We start from the raw sequence: 20,954 nt of genomic DNA, 5'->3' as shown, positions 1-20,954 counted from the left end.
CCTTGACGTCCGTCAGGAGAATTTTTAAATACCCCCACACTCCTTAAGCTTATATCACTGATAAAAGCAAAGGGGGTTTGTCATGGCAGGCGAAGGCAGGGCTTATTCCGTATTGGGTTCCAGTACGCTGGCATTTACCGTGTGTTTCACGATCTGGATGATGTTTGGTGTAATCGGCATTCCGATTAAAAATAACCTGCATCTGAATGAAACCGAATTTGGTCTGCTGACGGCCATGCCCGTGCTGACCGGTTCACTGATCCGGGTTCCGCTGGGTATCTGGACTGACCGTTTTGGTGGTCGCATCGTGCTGTTCCTGTTGATGTTGTCCACCGTGATTCCTATTTACCTGATCAGCTACGCGACGGTTTACTGGCATTTTCTGGTGCTGGGGCTGTTTGTCGGTCTGGCTGGCGGCTCTTTCTCGGTTGGTACACCTTATGTTGCCCGCTGGTTCAAAAAAGAACGGCAGGGACTGGCAATGGGAATTTTTGGGGCGGGAAATTCCGGTGCGGCAGTGAATAAATTTATTGCTCCGGCATTGATTGCAGCTGCAGGGTGGACATTCGTACCCAAAGTCTATGCGGGCATGATGCTGGCTGCAGCATTGATTTTCTGGGTATTTTCTGCCACCGACCCTACCCACAACGTTAAATCCAATGTCAGCTTTCTGGCGCAGCTCAAGATGCTGAAAGAACCTAAGGTCTGGCGCTATTGCCAGTACTACTCCGTGGTGTTTGGCGGTTATGTCGGCCTGAGCTTGTGGATGGTCAAATACTACGTGTCGGAATATGGTTTCGATATCAAGACTGCAGCTTTGCTGGCTGCCTGTTTTTCGCTGCCGGGAGGTGTTCTGCGTGCGTTCGGTGGCTGGTTATCTGACAAATACGGCGCTTATAAAGTTACATGGTGGGTTATGTGGGTATGCTGGGTAGCATTCTTTCTCCTTTCTTATCCGCAGACCGATTTCACAATTAAAACAGTTTCTGGCTTGCAGACATTTCATATCGGTCTCACCCCGACTGCATTCACATTGATTCTGTTTGTCGTCGGCATTTCCATGGCTGTCGGTAAGGCATCGGTCTTTAAATTTATCTCTGATGATTACTCCAGCAATATCGGCGCGGTTTCCGGCATCGTCGGCCTGGCAGGCGGGCTGGGGGGATTTGTGTTGCCGATTTTATTCGGTGCAGTGGTGGATGTGACGGGTGTTCGCAGTTCATGCTTTATGTTGTTGTACGGCACCGTGTGCGTGTCGCTGGTCTGGATGCATTTCCAGTTCCGCAGAGAGAGCATGCTGGCCGCGCAGGCTGCTTTGCCCGCCTCGGCATGAGTAGCTACGGTACTGGAACAGATTGAATTCATAACGGAAAAACGGGAGTAAGTGATGAGTTACGTATTAAGCCGGTGGGAGCCGGAAAACACCGAGTTCTGGAATAAAGAGGGGAGTGGTATCGCCAACCGTAATCTGTGGATTTCGATTCCTTGTCTCATGCTGGCGTTCTCGGTCTGGATGTTATGGAGTGTCGTGGCTGCCAATCTGGATAAGGCAGGTTTTCAGTTCACCAAGGATCAGTTGTTTTTTCTGACCGCATTACCAGCCTTGTCTGGTGCTACGCTCAGGATTTTTTATTCCTTCCTTGTCCCTGTCTTTGGTGGCCGGAAATGGACGGCCATTTCCACAGCGACCTTGTTGATCCCGGCCATTGGCATGGGATTTGCCCTGAAAGATCCGACCACTAGTTATTCCACCTTGCTGGTGCTGGCGTTGCTGTGTGGTTTTGGTGGTGGCAACTTCAGTTCCAGCATGGCGAATATCAGTTTCTTTTTTCCAAAGACCCGTAAAGGCTACGCGACCGGTATGAATGCAGGCATTGGCAATCTCGGTGTTTCAGTCGTGCAGTTTCTGACACCGCTGGTGATTTCTTCTGCGATGTTCGGCGCGGCTGTTTCGGGCGACGGCTTTCTGTTTCATAACGCCAAAACCGGTGCAGATAAAATGTTCTGGCTGGCAAATGCCGGATTCATCTGGGTTCCATTTATTACCGTGGCAACACTGGCTGCATGGTTCGGTATGAATGATATCGCCTCGGCAAAAGCCTCTTTTGCTGATCAGGCAGTCATTTTCAAACGCAAGCACAATTGGCTTATGTGCTGGTTATACATTGGCACTTTCGGTTCGTTTATCGGATTTTCGGCTGGCTTTGCGATGCTGATCAAAGCGCAGTTTCCTGAGATCGATGTCGCTAAATTTGCGTTTCTCGGCCCGTTGGCCGGGGCGCTGGCACGTCCCGTCGGCGGTATGATTTCCGACAAGATCGGTGGCGCACGGCTCACATTCTGGGTTTTTGTGGCAATGGCTGCAACGATTGTGCTGGGTATTTTGCCTGCTTTGCATGCGCATCAGTTCATGGTATTCCTGGCTTCCTTTATTGGCATGTTCATCCTGACCGGCCTTGGCAATGGCTCTACTTTCTGCATGATTCCGTTGATTTTTCAGATGGAAAGGGAGCGTGCTGTGAATGGTAAGGGCGAAGCTGCATTGAAGCAGGCGCGTCTGGATGCAGCCAAAGAGTCCGCTGCCGTACTGGGCTTTTCCGGCGCGATCGGTGCATATGGCGGATTTTTTATTCCCCAGAGTTTTGGCACCTCGATCAAAATGACCGGTACACCGGATATGGCGCTGTACACTTTCGTCGCTTTTTATGTCAGCTGCATGGTGATTACCTGGTGGTATTACTCACGCAAAGGTGCGGAAATGCCTTGTTAGGCGGATTCTGTTGTGAACAAAAACCTCCGCAGTGATCGCGGAGGTTTTTTTTTGAAGACCGCAACTCATGCGGGTTGTATCGCATCCAGCGGTAAACACCTAGTTCAAAAGGACTAGTGAGCCTAGTGCCAATGCAGACACGGATACACCGCACTGAAGAATGTCAGAAGCAGCGCTGAATTCATACACTCTTCCTGTAGAGAAATCGATGATGCGGGCAATTTGTCCGCCTGATATGGAGTGTACGATGAGTCATTTTCTGGATAGATTAAAGTTCATGTCGAAGGTGAAATCCACCTATGCCAATGGACATGGCGCGGTTGTTGACGAAGACCGTAAATGGGAGAACGCTTACCGCAGCCGCTGGCAGCATGACAAAATTGTCCGTTCCACCCATGGTGTGAACTGTACCGGTTCCTGTTCCTGGAAGGTCTACGTCAAAAACGGTCTGATCACCTGGGAAACCCAGCAGACCGATTATCCACGTACCCGTCCCGATCTGCCGAATCACGAACCACGTGGTTGTCCACGTGGCGCTTCTTACAGCTGGTATGTGTATTCGGCTCAGCGTGTCAAATACCCGATGATCCGTGGCCGCCTGATGGAAATGTGGCAGGAGGCACGTAAAACGATGGGACCTGTCGACGCCTGGGAATCCATCAGCCAGAATCCGGAAAAAGCCAAACGTTATAAATCGGTGCGCGGTCTGGGTGGTTTTGTACGTGCCGACTGGGATACCGCGCAGGAAATTATTGCTGCGGCAAATGCGTTCACCATCAAAAAATTTGGTCCTGATCGCGTGGTCGGTTTTTCTCCGATTCCGGCGATGTCGATGGTGTCATATGCTGCCGGTGCCCGTTACCTGAGTCTGATCGGTGGCGCTTGTCTGTCTTTCTACGATTGGTATTGCGACTTGCCGCCAGCCAGTCCGCAAGTCTGGGGCGAACAGACAGACGTACCGGAATCTGCTGACTGGTACAACTCCACTTACCTGATGGTCTGGGGTTCCAACGTGCCGCAAACACGCACGCCGGACGCTCACTTCTACACCGAAGTCCGCTACAAGGGTACCAAGACGGTTGCTGTGTCTTCCGATTTCGGCGAGATGGTGAAGTTCGGCGATATCTGGATGGCGCCCAAACAAGGTACCGATGCTGCGCTGGCGATGGCGATGGGGCATGTGATCCTGAAAGAATTCCATCTGAATGGGAAATCGGATTATTTCCGCCGCTATGTCAAACAATATACTGACATGCCTATGCTGGTGCGACTGGTGGAGCGCAACGGTGCGTATGTGCCGGACCAGATGCTGCGTGCTTCACAATTGCCCGGCAACCTGAATGAAGCGAATAATCCGGACTGGAAAACACTGGCGATCGATGAAGCCACGGGCGATATCGTGGCGCCGAATGGCTCGGTTGGCTTCCGATGGGGAGAAAATAAATTCAACGATGGCGAGAAAGTCGGACGCTGGAATCTGGAGCAGAAAGATGGCGGCTCTGGCCGTGTGATTGATCCGCAACTGAGTCTGATCACCGCTCATGACGAAGTGGTGGCCGTCGGATTCAGCTATTTCGGCGGTAATGATGCGAATGATCTGATCCTGCGGAATGTTCCGGCGAAAAAAATCGCCCTGGCCGATGGCAGCATTGCGCTGGTGGCGACGGTATATGACCTGTCGATGGCGAATTACGGTGTCGATCAGGGTCTGGGCGGTGCAGTGGCACATTCGTATGACGACGATATTCCTTACACCCCGGCCTGGCAGGAAAAACATACCGGCGTCAAGCGTGATCTGGTGATTCAGGTGGCGCGTGAATTTGCCCAGAATGCCCATGATACGCAAGGTAAGAGTATGGTGATTGTCGGTGCCGCCCTGAATCACTGGTACCACAACGATATGATTTACCGCGGCATCATCAATATGCTGATGATGTGCGGCTGTATCGGTCAGTCTGGCGGCGGCTGGGCGCATTATGTGGGGCAGGAAAAACTGCGTCCCCAATTCGGCTGGGCACCGCTGGCGTTTGCCAGCGACTGGACCCGTCCGCCACGCCAGATGAACGGCACCAGTTTCTTCTATGCGCACACCAGCCAGTGGCGCCATGAAAAACTGCATATCGATGAGATTCTGGCGCCGACTGCAGATAAATCCAAGATCAGTCATATGAGCATGATTGATATGAATGCGAAGTCTGAGCGTCTGGGTTGGTTGCCATCTGTGCCGCAGCTGGAAACTAATCCGCTGGATGTTTGTGATGCCGCTGCTGCGGCAGGTCAGGAACCACAGGAATACCTGAAAAACGGACTGAAATCCGGCAGTATCAACATGAGTTGCGATGATCCGGATAATCCGAAAAATTTCCCGCGCAATATGTTTGTCTGGCGCTCCAATATTCTGGGCAGCTCAGGCAAAGGTCATGAATACTTTCTGAAATATTTGCTTGGTACGCAGAATGCGTTGTTTGATGATCCTGATGAGGCGGTCAAGCCTTCCGAAGTGAAATTCCGTGCGGAAGCCGCTGAAGGCAAGCTCGATTTGCTGACTGTGCTTGATTTCCGCATGAGTACTACTTGTTTGTACGGTGATATCGTGCTGCCGACAGCGACCTGGTACGAAAAAGACGATCTGAACACCTCGGACATGCACCCTTTCATTCATCCATTGAGTGAGGCCGTGCAACCTTTATGGGAAAGCAAAACTGATTGGGAAATCTATAAAGGCATCGCCAAAAAATTTACCGAAATCGGCGGTGATTATCTGGGAACACGCAAAGACATCGTACTGCAACCGCTGATGCACGACACACCGGGCGAACTCGGTCAGGCGTTTGAACCTAAGGACTGGAAAAAAGGCGAATGCGATCTGATTCCCGGCAAAACTGCACCAAGCTTCGTTGTGGTCGAACGCAATTACAAAGATATCTACAAAAAATTTACCTCGATCGGGCCTTTGCTCGATAAGTTGGGTAATGGCGGTAAAGGCATTAACTGGAATACCGAACATGAAGTGCATGAAATCGGCGGTATTACCAAGGTTGTGACTGAGGACGGGGTCAGCAAAGGGCGGCCACGTCTGGAAACCGCGATTGATGCGGCTGAAATGATTCTGACCTTCGCGCCGGAAACCAATGGTCATGTGTCCGTCAAGGCCTGGGATGCATTGAGCAAGATCACAGGGCGCGATCATACTCATCTGGCTGTCGGTCGTGAACATGACAAGATCCGTTTCCGCGATGTGCAGGCGCAGCCGCGCAAAATCATTTCGGCACCGACCTGGTCCGGTCTGGAATCGGAAGAAGTCAGCTATAACGCCGGTTATACCAATGTGCATGAACTGATTCCATGGCGCACACTGACCGGTCGCCAGCAGTTCTATCAGGATCACCGCTGGATGCTGGACTTTGGCGAAGGTTTCTGCGTCTACAAACCGGCGATCGACACCAAAACCGTGGCGCCCATGCTGAACAGACATCCGAACGGTGAAAAAGAAATTGTGCTGAACTGGATTACGCCGCATCAGAAATGGGGTATTCACTCGACTTATTCGGACAACCTGCGCATGTTGACGCTGTCCCGTGGTGGTCCGCATGTCTGGGTTTCTGAAATTGAAGCCAAAGAAGCCGGGCTGGTGGACAACGACTGGGTAGAAGTCTTTAACAGCAACGGTACGCTGACAGCCCGTGTGGTGGTCAGCCAGCGCGTGCCCAAAGGTATGTGCCTGATGTACCACGCTCAGGAAAAAATCGTGAATACACCGGGCGCCGAATTATCCGGCAAACGTGGCGGCATTCATAACTCCGTAACCCGCGCGGTGCTGAAGCCAACCCATATGATCGGTGGCTATGCTCAACTGGCGTATGGTTTTAACTATTACGGTACGGTCGGCAGCAATCGTGATGAATTTGTGGTGTTGCGCAAGATGAAGAAAGTTGACTGGCTGGAAGGCAAATTAGAAGAATCCGAAGGAGCTGCATCATGAGAATTCGCGCACAAGTAGGCATGGTGCTGAATCTGGATAAATGTATTGGCTGCCATACCTGTTCCGTGACCTGCAAGAACGTCTGGACCAGCCGTGACGGTGTGGAATATGCGTGGTTTAACAATGTCGAAACCAAGCCCGGTATCGGTTATCCGAAAGAATGGGAAAATCAGAATAAATGGAAAGGCGGCTGGCAGCGCAACGCAGCAGGTAAACTGGAGCCAAAGCAAGGTGGCAAACTGAAAATTTTGGCCAATATTTTTGCGAATCCAAATCTGCCATCCATTGACGATTACTACGAGCCATTTACCTACGACTATGAGCGTCTGCAAAATGCGCCGTTGTCGCAGACTCCGCCGACCGCCCGTCCGGTGTCGGTGATTACCGGTAAAAAAATGGATAAGATCGTCTGGGGTCCGAACTGGGAAGACGATCTGGGCGGCGAGTTCAGCGCCCGCAGCAAGGACGCGCTGTTTGAAGGTATACAGAAAGAGATGTACAGCACTTTCGAGTCGACCTTCATGATGTATCTGCCGCGCTTGTGCGAACACTGCCTGAATCCTGCCTGCGTGGCTTCCTGTCCGTCCGGCTCGATCTATAAGCGCGAAGATGACGGCATCGTGCTGGTCGATCAGGACAAGTGCCGCGGCTGGCGCATGTGCATCTCCGGTTGTCCGTACAAAAAGATTTATTACAACTGGAGTTCCGGCAAGGCGGAAAAATGCACGTTCTGCTATCCGCGTATCGAAGCAGGGCAACCGACTGTTTGTTCGGAAACCTGCGTTGGCCGTATCCGTTACCTCGGCGTGCTGCTGTATGACGCCGATAAGATTGAAGCCGCCGCTTCGGTGGAAAACGAGCAGGATTTATATGAGGCACAGTTAGGTTGCTTCCTCAATCCGCATGATCCGGCAGTGATTGCAGAAGCGCGCAAGCACGGCATTCCTGACAGCTGGATCGAGTCGGCGCAGAAATCGCCGGTCTACAAAATGGCGATGGAATGGAAGGTAGCATTTCCACTACATCCTGAATACCGTACGTTGCCGATGGTCTGGTATATCCCGCCACTGTCGCCGATTCAGAAAGTGGCAGAGGCTGGCCACATGGGCATGAACGGAATTATTCCTGATGTGAAATCGTTGCGTATTCCTGTTCGTTATCTCGCCAATTTGTTGACTGCCGGTAAAGAAGAACCGGTACTGCGGGCATTGGATCGCATGTTGGCGATGCGGGCTTACAAGCGTGCCGAAGTGGTACATGGTGAAAAAGACAGCGCTGTTTTACAGCAGGTCGGACTGACTGAGGCGCAGGTGGAAGATATGTATCAGATCATGGCGATCGCAAATTATGAAGACCGCTTCGTGATCCCCTCCTCGCACAAGGAAATGGTCGAAGACAGTTTTAATGAAAAAGGCAGCTGCGGATTTACCTTTGGCAATGGCTGTTCCGGCGGTACGTCGGATGGCTCATTGTTCGGTAAAAAGCCACAGGGCAGTGTGATTTTCGTCGAAATGCCGAAATCACGCAAAAAAATGTCCACTGTGGATTAAGTATTCCGGGCGGTGTGGCATGCGCCATGTCGCCGGTATTCAATAAGGAAATCGTATGCAAATTTACCGCATTTTATCGGCCCTGCTGAGTTACCCGCAGGCTGATCTGATTGCTGCCTTGCCGGAGATTGAGCAGGCGCTGGCGGATGATCCTGATTCTCTGGAAAACCTGCGCACTTTGACAGATTATCTGAAACAGCATGACTTGATCAGTCTGCAAGAGAACTATGTGGCAACCTTTGATCGTACGCCGTCTGTGGCGCTGCATCTGTTTGAGCATATTCATGGCGAAAGCCGTGACCGTGGTCAGGCGATGGTGGATCTGATTGAAGAATACCGCCGTTATGGGTTTGAGCCGGAAGCCAGCGAGTTGCCGGATTATGTTCCGTTATTTCTGGAATTTTTAAGCCTGGTTGATGAGGCGATAGCCGAAAAACTGCTGGGCGAAGCGATTCATGTTCTGGCTGCCATCGGTATTCGCCTGCAGCGCAAGGAAAGTCCTTATGCCAATGCTTTCCTGATGTTGACCGGCTTTACCGATGTCGTGCCGCAGGAGCAGGGCGAGCCGCCGGTGCGGGATATGGACGATGCGATGGAAACCTTCGGCCCCGGTGCCGACGGCGTTGAGCCTTTGCTCAAGCCCAATCTGTCTGCAACCCAGACCTTACATTTTTATCCTAAGCAGTCTCCGGCTGGCGCCGCGCAGGGTGCTGCGGGGCGTTGTTCATAAGGGAGATCATCATGACTTATCTGCATCAATTCATTTACGGAATTTATCCGTATATCGCACTGGCGATTTTCCTGTTTGGCAGCCTGGCACGTTTTGAGCGTGAGCAGTACACCTGGAAAAGCGATTCTTCCCAGATGCTGCACCGGGGTAATCTGCGTACCGGAAATATCCTGTTCCATTTAGGAATTCTCGGACTATTTTTCGGGCATCTGGTCGGATTACTGACCCCGGTCATGGTGTGGGACACCATCGGTATTACCCACAGCTTCAAGCAGATGATTGCGATGGTGGCTGGTGGCGTGTTTGGCACGCTGTGTATGCTGGGGCTGCTGATCCTGCTGCACCGCCGTCTGACGGATCCGCGCATTTCTGCCGTCACCAAAACAGGGGACAAGGTGCTGTTGCTGTGGATTTTCATCACGCTGGGTCTGGGTTTGTCGACCATTTTTGAATCTGCCAACCACAGCGATGGCCACATGATGGTGTTGTTGATGACGTGGGCGCAGCATATCGTGACTTTCCGTGGTGATGCCGCAGAATTTATCGTGGCAGCACCCTTGCTGTTCAAGCTGCATCTGTTCATGGGTCTGAGCCTGTTTGTGATTTTCCCTTTCACCCGTCTGGTGCATGTCTGGAGCGGCTTTGCTTCAGTCACTTACATCAGCCGTGCGTGGCAGCTGGTTCGCCCACGCTGAAACGGACAGGAGAAAAATCATGCCAGTGATTGTGAATGGTGTTGAATTCACCGATGCCGATATGGAACGCGAATTACCGGATCATCAGGACGCACCCGATCCGGTCAAAAGTGCAATGACGGCATTAGTGCTGCGCCGGGTGTTGCTGGATGAGGCAAAGCAGCTTGCTTTGACAGCGGAAGATGATGAAGCGCTGATTGATGCCTTGTTGCAGCAGGAAGTCAGGGTGCCGGTACCGGGGCGGGAAGAATGTCTGCGCCAGTATCAGGCGCATCCTGAGCGGTTTACCGTCGGCGAGCTGACCGAAGCAAGTCATATTCTGTTTCAGGTCACACCCGGTGTTGATCTGGATACTCTGCGCCAGCATGCATCCGGCATTCTGACACATCTGCTGGATCATCCTCACGAGTTTGCGGAGATGGCAAAAACGAATTCAAATTGCCCGTCCGGTGAGGTTGGCGGCAGTCTGGGGCAGATCGGCAGAGGGCAGACGGTACCGGAATTCGAGCGCCCGCTGTTTGCTGCGGCTGCGGGCAGTGTGATTCCCCGGCTGGTGGAAACCCGCTTCGGATTTCACATTATTCAGGTTGGACGCAAGGCAGAAGGGCGCTTGTTACCATTTGAAGAGATACAGCATGATATAGCTGGCATGATGCAGAAGGCCAGCCGCGATCATGCCATGCGCCAGTATCTGCAGTTGCTGGTCGGACGTGCCAGTATTTCCGGGATTGATCTGCAAGGCGCAGACAGCCCATTAGTGCAGTAAAGCGTGTTTCGCTGCCTGCGTCTGGATGGCAAAGGCAGTCGGCAGGCAGCATCAGGTTGCCTGCCGGGTTTTTAAATAACAATAGATAGGTGAATTATGTCTCAGGCAGTCAAAGAACTGGTGCGTCAGCACCGTGAGTGCGATGATCAGCTCAATCGCGTGGAAGCGGCTTTACAAAAGGATGACCTTGCTTCCGCCGGAAGAAATTTCCGTTTGTTCCATGAAGAACTGGAAGGTCATTTTACGCTGGAAGAAAAAAAGCTGTTTCCGGCATTTGAAGAGGCAACTGGTATGAACAGCGGTCCGACCGTTGTCATGCGTAATGAACATGCAGAAATCCGTTCACTGAGCGACGAGGTGAATGCTGCAATCGAAGCCGGACAGACGGCGCAGGCGCTGGCTGCCATCGATACGCTGAATGTGCTGATTCAGCAGCATAATGTGAAGGAAGAAAATGTGCTGTATCCGATGTGCGGTAACAGTATCCAGAATCTCGAAGGCAAGCTCGGCATGGGGAGCGCCTGTTGCGGTGCCTGTTCCTGCGGTTGATGCTGATCTCAGCCTGATTTTTTGCGGAGTCCGTTTTGCCGGCAGCCCAAATCCTGAATTATGAGCTGGCGCCATCGCCGGCCACTATCTTCGGCTGTTTGCTGCCTGCACCCTGGCTGGGTGCGCTGGCCGGATTGCTGTTGGCCTGCGGGCCAGCAGCCGGACTGCCAGACCGTTTTGCCCCTCTGACGCTGGCGGTAACGCATGTGCTGGTGTTGGGAATGTTGGCGCCGGTTATGATTGGCGCTTTGTTTCAGTTAATGCCAGTGGTGGCGGGGCAGACGGTTGGTGCTGCGCGTTTTATATCTCCTTTTGTGGCGGCGGGTTCCGCGCTGATTGCTGCCGGTCTGGCAGTAGGATTTTTATCCGGCCATTCACATGGTTTTGCTTTGGCGGCAGGCGTCGCGATTCTGTTGTATGGCGCGATAGTGCTGGCGCTGGGACGCACGGCATGGAAAATCATTGCGCTCGATGCCACGACACGGACTTTGCGCTGGATTCCCCTGGCACTGCTGGCGGTCATCGGTTTCGGCGTCACGATGGCAGGAAATTTCGCTGGCTGGTGGCAATCGGATATTACTTACTGGCTTGATCTGCATGTAGCCTGGGGACTGGTCGGCTGGATTGCTGCACTGGTGCTTGGAATTGCCTCAACGACGGTGCCGATGTTCTGGCAGTCGCGTCGCCCTGGCTTACGCTGGCAGGCTGCGCTGCCGTTGGCTTTGTGGCTGCCGCTGCTGGCGGCATTCTGGACGCAATGGCGCTGGTTGACGATTGGCGGTGGTTGTCTGAGCGTTACGCTATTCGCTGCCATCGCAGCGCATGCGGTCTGGCATGCCAGACGCCGTTTTGACCCTTCCTGGGCTTTGTGGCTGTGCAGCGCAGTGAGCTGGCTGGCCGCTGCGGTGCTGGTTGCGATAGCCATGTTCGCACAGCAGGTTCCGGGGGTGTTTCCGGCATGGCTTTTGTCCGCTATTCCCTGGTGGGTTGGTGTGCTGGCGCTGGTTGGCGGTGCGATCATGCCGGTGAATGCAATGTTGGGGAAGATCATTCCTTTTCTGGTGTTTCTGCATTTGCGGCGCCAGCTTCCCCCACGGCAGCGGGTGCCCACCATGCAGGCAGTGTTGCCACCTGCACGCCTGTTGTGGCAGGCGCGTCTGTTATTGCTGGCCTATGTTGCTCTGCTATTACTGCCGTTGGCTCCGCGTGAACTGGCGCTGGCGGCGGGAATACTGTTTGCGGCTTCTCAGGCACTGATCGGGGTTTTGCTGCTGCAGACCTTGCTGCGTTACCGGTATGAATTGCGCAGCCTGTTGTTTAACAAGTCGGCTCTCCCCCAAAAGAACTAGCGGCGCATGGCTTGGCGGCGAATTGCCATCGACTGCGCTGACCACCACAATGCAGTCATGGATACGACTGTACCTCACTCTCAGAATCAAGTTCCCGCGTTGACTGACCGTTTTGGCCGGCAGGTGAGCTATTTGCGGCTGTCGGTCACAGACCGGTGCGACCTGCGTTGCAGCTACTGCATGCCGAAAGGGTTTTCGGGATTTGAGGAGCCGGAAAACTGGCTCCGTTTTGATGAAATTGAACGTGTCGTAGCGGCATTTTCCCGTATGGGTGTGGCGCGGGTACGCCTGACCGGCGGTGAGCCTTTATTGCGCCGCAATCTGCCGCAACTGGTGTCCCGGTTGTTCCAGTTACCGGGCTTGCAGGATATTTCTCTTTCCACCAATGCGACCCAGTTGCACAAGCATGCCCGCGCTTTGCGCGATGCAGGAGTGAGCCGCATCAACGTGAGTCTTGATAGTCTGGACAAAGCCTGTATGCAGCAGATTACCGGACGCGACAGTTTCGGCAGCATCATGGCGGGGTTGCAGGCAGGTAAACAGGCAGGTTTTATGCCGATCAAGCTGAACATGGTGGTGATGCGCGGCGTGAATGATCATGAAATCAGCCGCATGGCCCGGTTTTGCTTTGAGGAAGGGTTTATCCTGCGCCTGATTGAAACCATGCCGATGGGGGCGACCGGACGCGACAGTCAGTATCTGGATATCGGGCCGATCCGTGAGCAGTTAGTGCGCGAATTTGACCTGGTACCGGCAGCAGCCGAACTCGGCGGCGGTCCGGCGCGTTACTGGAGCACCCGCGACGGACGTGGCACGATAGGCTTTATTTCCCCGATCAGCCAGCATTTCTGCGCTACCTGTAACCGTGTGCGCTTGTCGGTAGATGGCACTTTGTATATGTGTCTGGGGCAGGATGAAAAGTTTGCATTACGCCCCTTGCTGCGTGCTGGAATCAGCGATGCCGGTCTGGATGCCGCAATCCGGAGTGCGATAGAATTGAAACCCGAACGGCATGAATTCACAGAGCAGCCGCTGAAAATCGTTCGCTTCATGTCACAGACCGGCGGTTGATGGTATCGCCACGGAGAAGGTAATGGAAGTCAGAAACATTGATCAGTTTATTGAGGGATTTCAACGTTTTCAAAGTAAATATTTCGCTGGTGATGACCCATTGTTCGATAAACTGAACCACGGTCAGAACCCAACCACGCTGCTGATCGGCTGCTGCGATTCCCGGGTTGATCCGGCATTGCTGCTTGATTGTGATCCCGGCGATATTTTTGTAGTCCGCAATGTTGCTAATCTGGTACCGCCCTGTAATGAATCCGAGTTCCAGCATGGTGTCAGCGCGGCAATTCAGTTTGCGGTTGAGGCGCTGAACGTCAAGCGGGTCATCGTCATGGGGCATGAAAAATGCGGTGGCATCCGCGCTTTGATGCAGGGTTATCAGCCGAGCCGCAAGATCGATTTCATCGCCGGCTGGATGCGGATTGTCGAGCCGGTCAAGCGCCAGGTGCTGCAGCAGCTGGGGCAGTATCCGCAGGCAGAGCAGGTCAGGGCTTGCGAACTGGGCGCAATCATCATGTCACTCAATAACCTGCGGACTTTCCCTTGGATATCCGAGCGCGAGGCGCGTGGTGAGCTGGCGTTGCATGGCTGGTATTTTGACATGACAAACGGTGCCTTACTGGCGTATTCTGAACGTTCTGATAATTTTCTACCGATGGTCTGCCCGCTGGGAATTCCCCATGAAACCGCAGAAAGTACAGTCATCAATCATGCAACAAACCCCGCACAAAGCAGTCCGGCAGGGTAATTTTCTGAAGCGATGGCATTACAATTGATGAAACAATTTCACCCGTAACCTGAATTTGCCAATATGACCTCTGCGAACAGTCTGCCCATGGGCAAGCGGCTGACCTTCCGGATTTTGCTGACTACACTGATTGGCCTTGCACTGACGCTGGCTGCGATCGGCTATACCCTGCTGCTTTCCTGGCAGCTGGAAGGGGGCGGTGCGGCGATTAACGAAGCAGGCAGTCTGCGGATGCGATCTTATAAACTGGCGGTCGAACTGGAGTATGCCGCCAGCAGTACTTCAGTCGAGCAGCAACTGAGCGAGTTCAACCGCACATTGGCAGATCTGCAGGCCGGTGACGCCAAACGGCCCTTGTTCTTACCCGTTACTCCCAGTATCCGCGCGCAGATGCGCAAGGTGCAGGATGAATGGCAAAAGCGGGTACAGGGCAATGCACGCCGGATATTACAGATGACTTCACCTGAAGAAAGGCAGGCTGCGATTCGCGTTTTCCGTGAAGAGTTACCGGAGTTCGTCAGTCAGATCAATACGCTGGTATCGCTGGTGGAGGTGGAGCTGGCAGAAAAAACCACCTGGTTGCGCTTGTGTCAGACTGCACTGATTTTCATGTCGCTGGCAGCCAGTGTTGCCTTGCTGTATTTACTGTATTTGTGGATTGTCGGACCGGTGACGCGGATGCAGGCTGGTATCGCACGGATGTCGAAAGACGATCTCAGCGTACGCTTACCGATAGAAACTGAGGATGAGTTCGGCGTGCTGGCACAGGCATTTAACCAGATGGCCGATCACGTACAGTCAGTGCACCGTACGCTGGAAGTCCGGGTACTGGAAAAAACTGCCAGATTACAGGCACAGAATCACGAAGTCAGCACGCTGTATGAAATTGCCGGTTTCCTCTCCGGGCCGCATGCGATTGAAGAACTGTGCCGTGGTTTTTTACACCGCATCATGCAAAGGATCGGAGCAGACGGCGGCACCGTCCGGATTCTCGACAGCCATAGCGACAATCTGCATATCACTGTGCATGAGGGCGTGTCGGAGCACATGATCGAAGAAGAGCATTGCATCAAAAAAGATGAGTGCCTGTGCGGTGCCGCGACTCAGCAGGGTATCGTCATCGTGCGCGATTTCCGGCTGCTGAATCAGGAAAAACGTTACCGCTGCCAGGAAGAAGGTTTCGTCTCGCTGGCGGTATTTCAGATACTGGCGCGTGATCAGGTGATTGGCAGTTTTTCGCTGCATTTTTCCACGGAACGTTCCATCTCCGGCGAAGAGCGCCGGTTGCTGGAAACCCTGGGGAAAAATCTGGGCGCCGCGATTGAAAATCAGCGCCTGATTGCCAAAGAAAAAGAATTTGCCGTTTCCCAGGAACGTAATCTGCTGGCGCAGGGATTGCATGACAGTATTGCGCAGGGGCTTAATTTCCTGAATCTGCAGGTGCAGATGCTGGAAGATTCATTACGGCGCAATGATATGGAAGAAATCAGTGATATTGCACCTTTGTTGCGTGCCGGTGTACAGGAAAGCTATGAGGATGTCAGGGAACTGCTGCTGAATTTCCGTACTCGTCTGCAAGACAGTAATCTGGAGTCACAGGTGCGCAATGTGGTGGCCAGATTTCAGCGTCAGACCGGGGTGCACGGTGAAATTACGTTTGAAGGAAATGGCGCGCCTCTGGCACCTGAGCAGCAGTTGCAGGTCCTGTTTATCCTGCAGGAAGCCTTATCGAATGTACGTAAGCATGCGCAGGCGAGCGAGGTCCGGGTACTGGTTCATAATGAGCGGGATTTTTCCATGACCGTGACAGATGACGGTGCCGGCTTCAACCTGGAGCAGGTACATGAAAAAGGCGAAGAACATGTCGGCCTGCGGATTATGAAAGAACGGGCTGAGCGACTGTCTGCCCGCTTCACCATTGAGAGCGCACCGGGCGCGGGAACCAGTATTGCATTGCATTTGCTGCGCCAGGAAAGGCTGGTTGCCTGACGGTGCGGGTTTGCCTGTGCTGTAAAAGACAATCCGGCGATGACGGACTAATGATATTAAACTGATTCAGAAAACAGAGATAGAGAAACGCATGCCCATCAAGATTTTACTGGTCGATGATCACACCCTGTTTCGCAGCGGCATTCGTTTGCTGTTACAGCGCAATCCGGAATTTGAGATTGTCGGCGAAGCCTCGGATGGACTCGAAGGGGTAAAAAGGGCGAAACAATTGCGCCCCGATGTGGTGTTGATGGATCTGAACATGACAGGCCTGTCCGGCCTGGAAGCCATGCAGCTGATCGTGGAAGACTTGCCCGATACCGCAGTGCTGATGCTGACTGTATCGGAAGAGGCGGAAGATCTCAGCACTGCGCTGAAAAACGGTGCGCGTGGCTATCTGTTGAAAAACATTGAGGCGGAATATCTGACGCAGGCGATTAAACGCGCTGCCGCCGGTGAACCCGTCATTGCCGAATCCATGACGGCAAAACTTGTGATGCAGTTTCGCGCCGGTCAGAATCAGGTCGCAGCGCCGGAACGCGAAAAACTGACTCCGCGTGAGCGCGAAACGATGATCTGCCTTGCCAGAGGCGAGAGCAATAAAGAAATCGCCCGGAATCTGGATGTGGCAGAGAGTACCGTCAAAATCCATGTTCAGAATATCCTGAAAAAACTCAACCTGACCAGCCGGGTGCAGATTGCTGTCTATGCCGTGGAGCACGGGCTGGACAAATAAATATCCTTCCACGAACGTCCTTCTCCGGAGCGGAGCACTAAAAAGATGTTGCTATGCAGCCATGTTGCTGTATGGGTCAAATCTTGTGCAGATGCCTGTGATGAATCCATCCGGCAATAAAAAAAACTTCCGTATCCAATAACATGCATTTATAATGCATCATATTATTCATTTGCATCAGCAGACTAGTCCGGTTGGCGGATAGGCATAGTCTCTTGACGCTTCTACACTTGATCTCTATCAGTTGGCCGGAGACATGAGATGACGAAATTAAATTTATTAGGTTTGCTCGAAAATCATGCGCTGTTTCGCAATATCTCACCAATTGACCTGGGCGAGTTGCAAAAAGAAGTGGTGAAAATCGAGCTGGAAAAAGGGTTCATGCTGTTTCGCAAAGGCGATATTGCGGAAGCGACGTATATCGTGGTGTATGGTTTGCTGAAGCTCAGCATTCCTTCTTCCCAGGGTAACGACAAGGTACTGGAGTTGATCCGTGCTGGGCAGAGTTTTGGCGAAGCCATGATGTTTCTGGACGAGCCTTATCCGTTCTATGCCGAAGCGCTGGAAAACACCTTGCTGCTGAAAATTCCGCGGGCAGCCTTATTGCAGTTACTGGACCGGTCGCCGCTGCTGTCGCGACAGATGATGGCAGGGTTGTCGTACCGGCTGCTGGGCTTTATCCGGAATGTCGAACGTTATTCGTTGCAAAACGCGACGCAACGTGTGATTGACTATTTACTGCAGACCTCCGCCATACAGTGCACCAATGAAGTCCGGCTGGAGCTGAAAAAACACTTGCTGGCCTCGCTGCTGAATTTGTCCCCGGAAACCTTATCCCGCGTGCTGCACCAGTTGATGGATGAAGATCTGATCCGGGTATCAGGTTCCATCATTCATATCGGTTCGGCAGAAGCGCTGAAAACCTATCAGCATGGCGGCATGCCCTTGCATTGAGGCAGTTTATGTCCGTGAGTCCTGCGGGCTGGCTATGAATTGTTGAGCCAGAACAAGGACATTGGAAACAAGTGTCATTACTATTTGCGGTTATGAATGCTATTGATCTGGTGGCTCCTGCCGGTAGTCTGGTTGCGTTAAAAGCGGCTATAGACAAAGGGGCAAATGCGGTTTACCTGGGCTTGCGCAATGCGACCAATGCCCGTAATTTCGGCGGACTCAATTTCAGCGACCACGATATCCGCCAGGGGGCGGATTATGCTCACAGCCGTGGTCGCCAGATTCTGTTTGCGATCAACACCTATCCGCAGGCGCGTGCTGTCAGTGAATGGCGTGCCGCGATTGATACGGCCGTGCAGATGGGGGCGGATGCCGTGATTCTGGCTGACCCCGGGCTGATGGCATATGCACGCGACCGGCATCCTGATTTGCGGCTGCACCTGTCGGTGCAGGGCTCGGCCACCACGCTCGACGCGATCGAGCTCATGCGTGAACAGTTCGGCATCCGGCGTGCTGTATTGCCGCGTGTGCTGACCCTGACCGAAATCGAAAAAATCATTCGCCAGACGACGGTCGAAATCGAAGTGTTCGGTTTTGGCAGTCTGTGCGTGATGGCAGAAGGCCGCTGCCTGCTGTCGAGTTATGTTACGGGTGATTCGCCGAATAACAAAGGCGTTTGTTCGCCCGCTCATGCCGTGAGCTGGGAAGAAAAAGACCGCACGATGTATGCACGCCTCAATGGAACGCTGATTGACCGCTATGCACCGGACGAAGCCGCAGGCTATCCGACGTTATGCAAAGGTCGTTTTGAAGTCGAGGGTGAAATCGATTACGCGCTGGAAGAACCGACCAGCCTGAACGCAGTCGGCCTGTTGCCCAAGCTGGTGAATATGGGGGTCTCGGCGATCAAGATCGAGGGGCGTCAGCGCAGCCCGAGTTATGTGGCGCAGGTCGTGGGAACGCTGCGTGCAGCGCTCGATGCGGCGCAGCGCGACCCGGAGCGGTATTCCCCGCGTCCTGACTGGCAGGCAACGCTGGCAAGACATGCAGAGGGCGCGCAGGTCACGCAAGGGGCGTTTGAGCGGCCCTGGAAATAACCGGAAGAGTATCTATGCATGAATTTAAAATTTCTCTGGCGCCGCTGGCCTATTACTGGTCGAAAGAAGCAACCCTGAGTTTCTATGCCGATGCCATGCAGTGGCCGGTCGATATTGTGTATCTGGGAGAGGTGACCTGTTCCCGGCGCCATCTGATGAAGCTGGACGACTGGGTTGCCGTTGGACAGGCTTTGCACGAGGCGGGCAAGGAGGTGGTTTTTTCCAGCCTGACGCTGATCGATAGCGAAGCCGATCGCCGCAATATGCACCGCATGGCAGAGCACGCACTGGAAGAGGGGTTTGGCGTGGAAGCCAATGATTTCAGCGCAGTGCGTGCCATGCAGGGGCAGCCATTTGTGGCTGGCCCGCATCTCAATATTTACCATGCCGATACGCTAGCCTGGTTGTCCGGACTGGGAGCGCAGCGCTTTCTGCCACCGATCGAATTGCCGCGTGACGATCTGGCGAGCCTGCAGCAGCACAAGCCAGCCGCGATGCAGACGGAAGTGCAGGTCTGGGGGCGACTGGCGCTGGCGTTTTCTTCCCGCTGCTTTACCGCGCGGCACCATCGTCTGCGTAAAGACAGTTGTGAATTCCGCTGCGAGCAGTATCCTGATGGCTTGCCGCTGGCAACCCGCGACGGTAAAGAATTTTTGACCATTAACGGTATCCAGACTCAGAGCGGTAGTTGTCTTGATCTGGGAGCGCAGGTGCCCGATCTGGCGGCGATGCAGGTCGATATTTTGCGTTTGCAGCCGCAATCGCAGGGTATGGCTGAAGTGGTCGCCGCATTTGATCTGGCACGCAAGAATCACAGCACCGCGCAGGTGGACAGCCGTTACCTGCCGGCTCAGGCGCAACGCAGCAATGGCTACTGGAGCGCCAAACCGGGCATGCAGTGGCTGATGGCAGAATCAATCTGACCGGAGTTTTTATGGATTTGTCCCAATTTCGCTTTCCTGCCGTGTTTCAGACGATTGGCCGGCGTATGCCTGCGCCGCTGACCACCGCACCGCTGATGCTGATGCTGGAGCTGGCACGGCGGCGCGAACTGCTGGTTGCACCCGATACCTTATTTGGAAAAAAATTCAGCATCCACGTCGAAGACCTGGGCATGTCACTTTATTTTGAATGCGATCAGGGGCGTTTTCGCTCCCTGAGTCGCCAGGTCCAGGTGGATGTCAGCCTGTCTGCCAATGCGGTGGATTTTTTTAAAATGGCGTCGGGTATGGAAGATGCTGATACCTTGTTTTTCCGGCGGCGTTTGCGCATGGAGGGTGATACTGAACTGGGTGTCGCGGTGAAATACTGGATTGATGCGAGCGAGCGTCCGGCATGGCTGAGTAGTTTTGCGCAAAAACTCAGTCAGCAATTTGAATCGCAGCCGGCTTCAGCGCATGGGACAGCGCAGCACGGAGCCGGGAGGCACTGATGGACGATGCGCCGGAGCCTTCGCAATTGCCGCTGGTGTACGCCTGTTCCGGCTGTTCCAGCGTGGCGCAGCTGGCGAATGATGTGGCTGTGCGGCTGGATAGGGAAGGGCAGGCGCAGATGTCTTGTATCAGTGGCGTCGGTGGCGGCGTGAAACCACTGGTCAGGCTGGCGCAGTCCGGGCGGCCGATACTGGCGCTGGATGGCTGTGCGCTGGCCTGCGTGAAAGCTTGCCTGCAGCAGGCCGGAGTAGAGCCTGACCGGCATCTGATCCTGAATCAGGAGGGTGCCCGCAAGCGTTTTCATGCCGATGCCAGTACAGAAGAAATGCAGCTGGCCTGGCAGGCAGTACAGCATCAGCTGGCCGGGATGCAGATTGAACAGCCGCTTGCAAAGAATGATCCAGAATCCGTGACGTTAGACTAAATGCAGCATACTCCCCCATCATTTTTAAAAAAATACACTCACATCAAGAAAATATAAGGGCTTATAAATATACTGGGTAGGAGTATATTTTGGATCCTGAACAGGCGATGCACG

The 20,954-nt window shown here is 53.5% G+C and carries 18 protein-coding genes; all 18 read left to right on the top strand.

Annotated elements, in window-relative coordinates; genetic code table 11:
• Nucleotides 1–82: 82 nt before the first annotated feature.
• The 18 genes from HV832_RS03565 (at nt 83) to HV832_RS03480 (ending at nt 20,840) form a co-directional block, all read left to right on the top strand.
• Nucleotides 83–1,333 carry an MFS transporter gene (locus HV832_RS03565; protein ID WP_176802197.1) on the top strand — a complete coding sequence of 417 codons (1,251 nt, stop codon included), beginning with the start codon at nt 83–85 and terminating at the stop codon, nt 1,331–1,333.
• Between the two features lie 54 nt (nt 1,334–1,387).
• On the top strand, nt 1,388–2,770 hold the full coding sequence (locus HV832_RS03560) for a NarK family nitrate/nitrite MFS transporter (protein WP_176802196.1): 1,383 nt from the start codon (nt 1,388–1,390) through the stop codon (nt 2,768–2,770).
• A gap of 247 nt (nt 2,771–3,017) precedes the next feature.
• The gene (locus tag HV832_RS03555) at nt 3,018–6,752 is read left to right on the top strand and encodes a nitrate reductase subunit alpha (protein ID WP_176802195.1); all 3,735 of its coding nucleotides are present in this window, start codon (nt 3,018–3,020) and stop codon (nt 6,750–6,752) included.
• Complete coding sequence (narH, locus tag HV832_RS03550; RefSeq protein ID WP_176802194.1) at nt 6,749–8,302, top strand: nitrate reductase subunit beta; 1,554 nt, start codon at nt 6,749–6,751, stop codon at nt 8,300–8,302. Before HV832_RS03555 ends, narH begins: the two co-directional genes overlap by 4 nt.
• 55 nt (nt 8,303–8,357) lie before the next feature.
• On the top strand, nt 8,358–9,032 hold the full coding sequence (gene narJ, locus HV832_RS03545; RefSeq protein ID WP_176802193.1) for a nitrate reductase molybdenum cofactor assembly chaperone: 675 nt from the start codon (nt 8,358–8,360) through the stop codon (nt 9,030–9,032).
• An 11-nt stretch (nt 9,033–9,043) separates the two neighbouring features.
• Nucleotides 9,044–9,727: a respiratory nitrate reductase subunit gamma gene (gene narI, locus HV832_RS03540; protein WP_176802192.1), complete on the top strand. Its 684-nt coding sequence runs from the start codon at nt 9,044–9,046 to the stop codon at nt 9,725–9,727.
• 19 nt (nt 9,728–9,746) lie between these two features.
• The gene (locus tag HV832_RS03535) at nt 9,747–10,493 is read left to right on the top strand and encodes a peptidylprolyl isomerase (RefSeq protein WP_176802191.1); all 747 of its coding nucleotides are present in this window, start codon (nt 9,747–9,749) and stop codon (nt 10,491–10,493) included.
• Between the two features lie 96 nt (nt 10,494–10,589).
• Nucleotides 10,590–11,042: a hemerythrin domain-containing protein gene (locus HV832_RS03530; RefSeq protein ID WP_176802190.1), complete on the top strand. Its 453-nt coding sequence runs from the start codon at nt 10,590–10,592 to the stop codon at nt 11,040–11,042.
• A 35-nt stretch (nt 11,043–11,077) separates the two neighbouring features.
• The gene (locus HV832_RS03525; protein WP_223827126.1) at nt 11,078–12,391 is read left to right on the top strand and encodes a hypothetical protein; all 1,314 of its coding nucleotides are present in this window, start codon (nt 11,078–11,080) and stop codon (nt 12,389–12,391) included.
• A 57-nt stretch (nt 12,392–12,448) separates the two neighbouring features.
• A complete protein-coding gene (moaA, locus tag HV832_RS03520; protein WP_176802189.1) occupies nt 12,449–13,462 on the top strand; it encodes a GTP 3',8-cyclase MoaA in 1,014 nt (337 codons plus the stop codon).
• Between the two features lie 22 nt (nt 13,463–13,484).
• On the top strand, nt 13,485–14,207 hold the full coding sequence (locus HV832_RS03515) for a carbonic anhydrase (protein WP_176802188.1): 723 nt from the start codon (nt 13,485–13,487) through the stop codon (nt 14,205–14,207).
• Nucleotides 14,208–14,270: 63 nt separating this feature from the next.
• Nucleotides 14,271–16,196, top strand: coding sequence for a type IV pili methyl-accepting chemotaxis transducer N-terminal domain-containing protein (locus HV832_RS03510; RefSeq protein WP_176802187.1), 1,926 nt, complete (start codon nt 14,271–14,273; stop codon nt 16,194–16,196).
• 91 nt (nt 16,197–16,287) lie between these two features.
• The gene (locus HV832_RS03505) at nt 16,288–16,932 is read left to right on the top strand and encodes a response regulator (protein ID WP_176802186.1); all 645 of its coding nucleotides are present in this window, start codon (nt 16,288–16,290) and stop codon (nt 16,930–16,932) included.
• A gap of 261 nt (nt 16,933–17,193) precedes the next feature.
• Nucleotides 17,194–17,886 (top strand): Crp/Fnr family transcriptional regulator, encoded by a 693-nt coding sequence (locus HV832_RS03500; RefSeq protein WP_176802185.1) that lies wholly within the window; start codon nt 17,194–17,196, stop codon nt 17,884–17,886.
• A 92-nt stretch (nt 17,887–17,978) separates the two neighbouring features.
• The gene (gene ubiU / locus HV832_RS03495) at nt 17,979–18,983 is read left to right on the top strand and encodes a ubiquinone anaerobic biosynthesis protein UbiU (RefSeq protein WP_176802503.1); all 1,005 of its coding nucleotides are present in this window, start codon (nt 17,979–17,981) and stop codon (nt 18,981–18,983) included.
• Between the two features lie 14 nt (nt 18,984–18,997).
• On the top strand, nt 18,998–19,906 hold the full coding sequence (ubiV, locus tag HV832_RS03490; RefSeq protein WP_176802184.1) for a ubiquinone anaerobic biosynthesis protein UbiV: 909 nt from the start codon (nt 18,998–19,000) through the stop codon (nt 19,904–19,906).
• An 11-nt stretch (nt 19,907–19,917) separates the two neighbouring features.
• Entirely contained in the window at nt 19,918–20,415 is a 498-nt protein-coding gene (gene ubiT, locus HV832_RS03485; RefSeq protein WP_176802183.1) for a ubiquinone anaerobic biosynthesis accessory factor UbiT, read from the top strand.
• A complete protein-coding gene (locus tag HV832_RS03480) occupies nt 20,415–20,840 on the top strand; it encodes a putative zinc-binding protein (RefSeq protein ID WP_176802182.1) in 426 nt (141 codons plus the stop codon). Before ubiT ends, HV832_RS03480 begins: the two co-directional genes overlap by 1 nt.
• Nucleotides 20,841–20,954: the final 114 nt, after the last annotated feature.

Origin of the sequence: Cognatundibacterium oligocarboniphilum, assembly GCF_013377855.1 — a bacterium.
Classification (GTDB): domain Bacteria; phylum Pseudomonadota; class Gammaproteobacteria; order Burkholderiales; family Burkholderiaceae_D; genus Undibacterium; species Undibacterium oligocarboniphilum.
The sequence above is the reverse complement of the archived record's forward strand: the minus strand, read 5'-3'. Positions and strand labels throughout refer to the sequence as shown.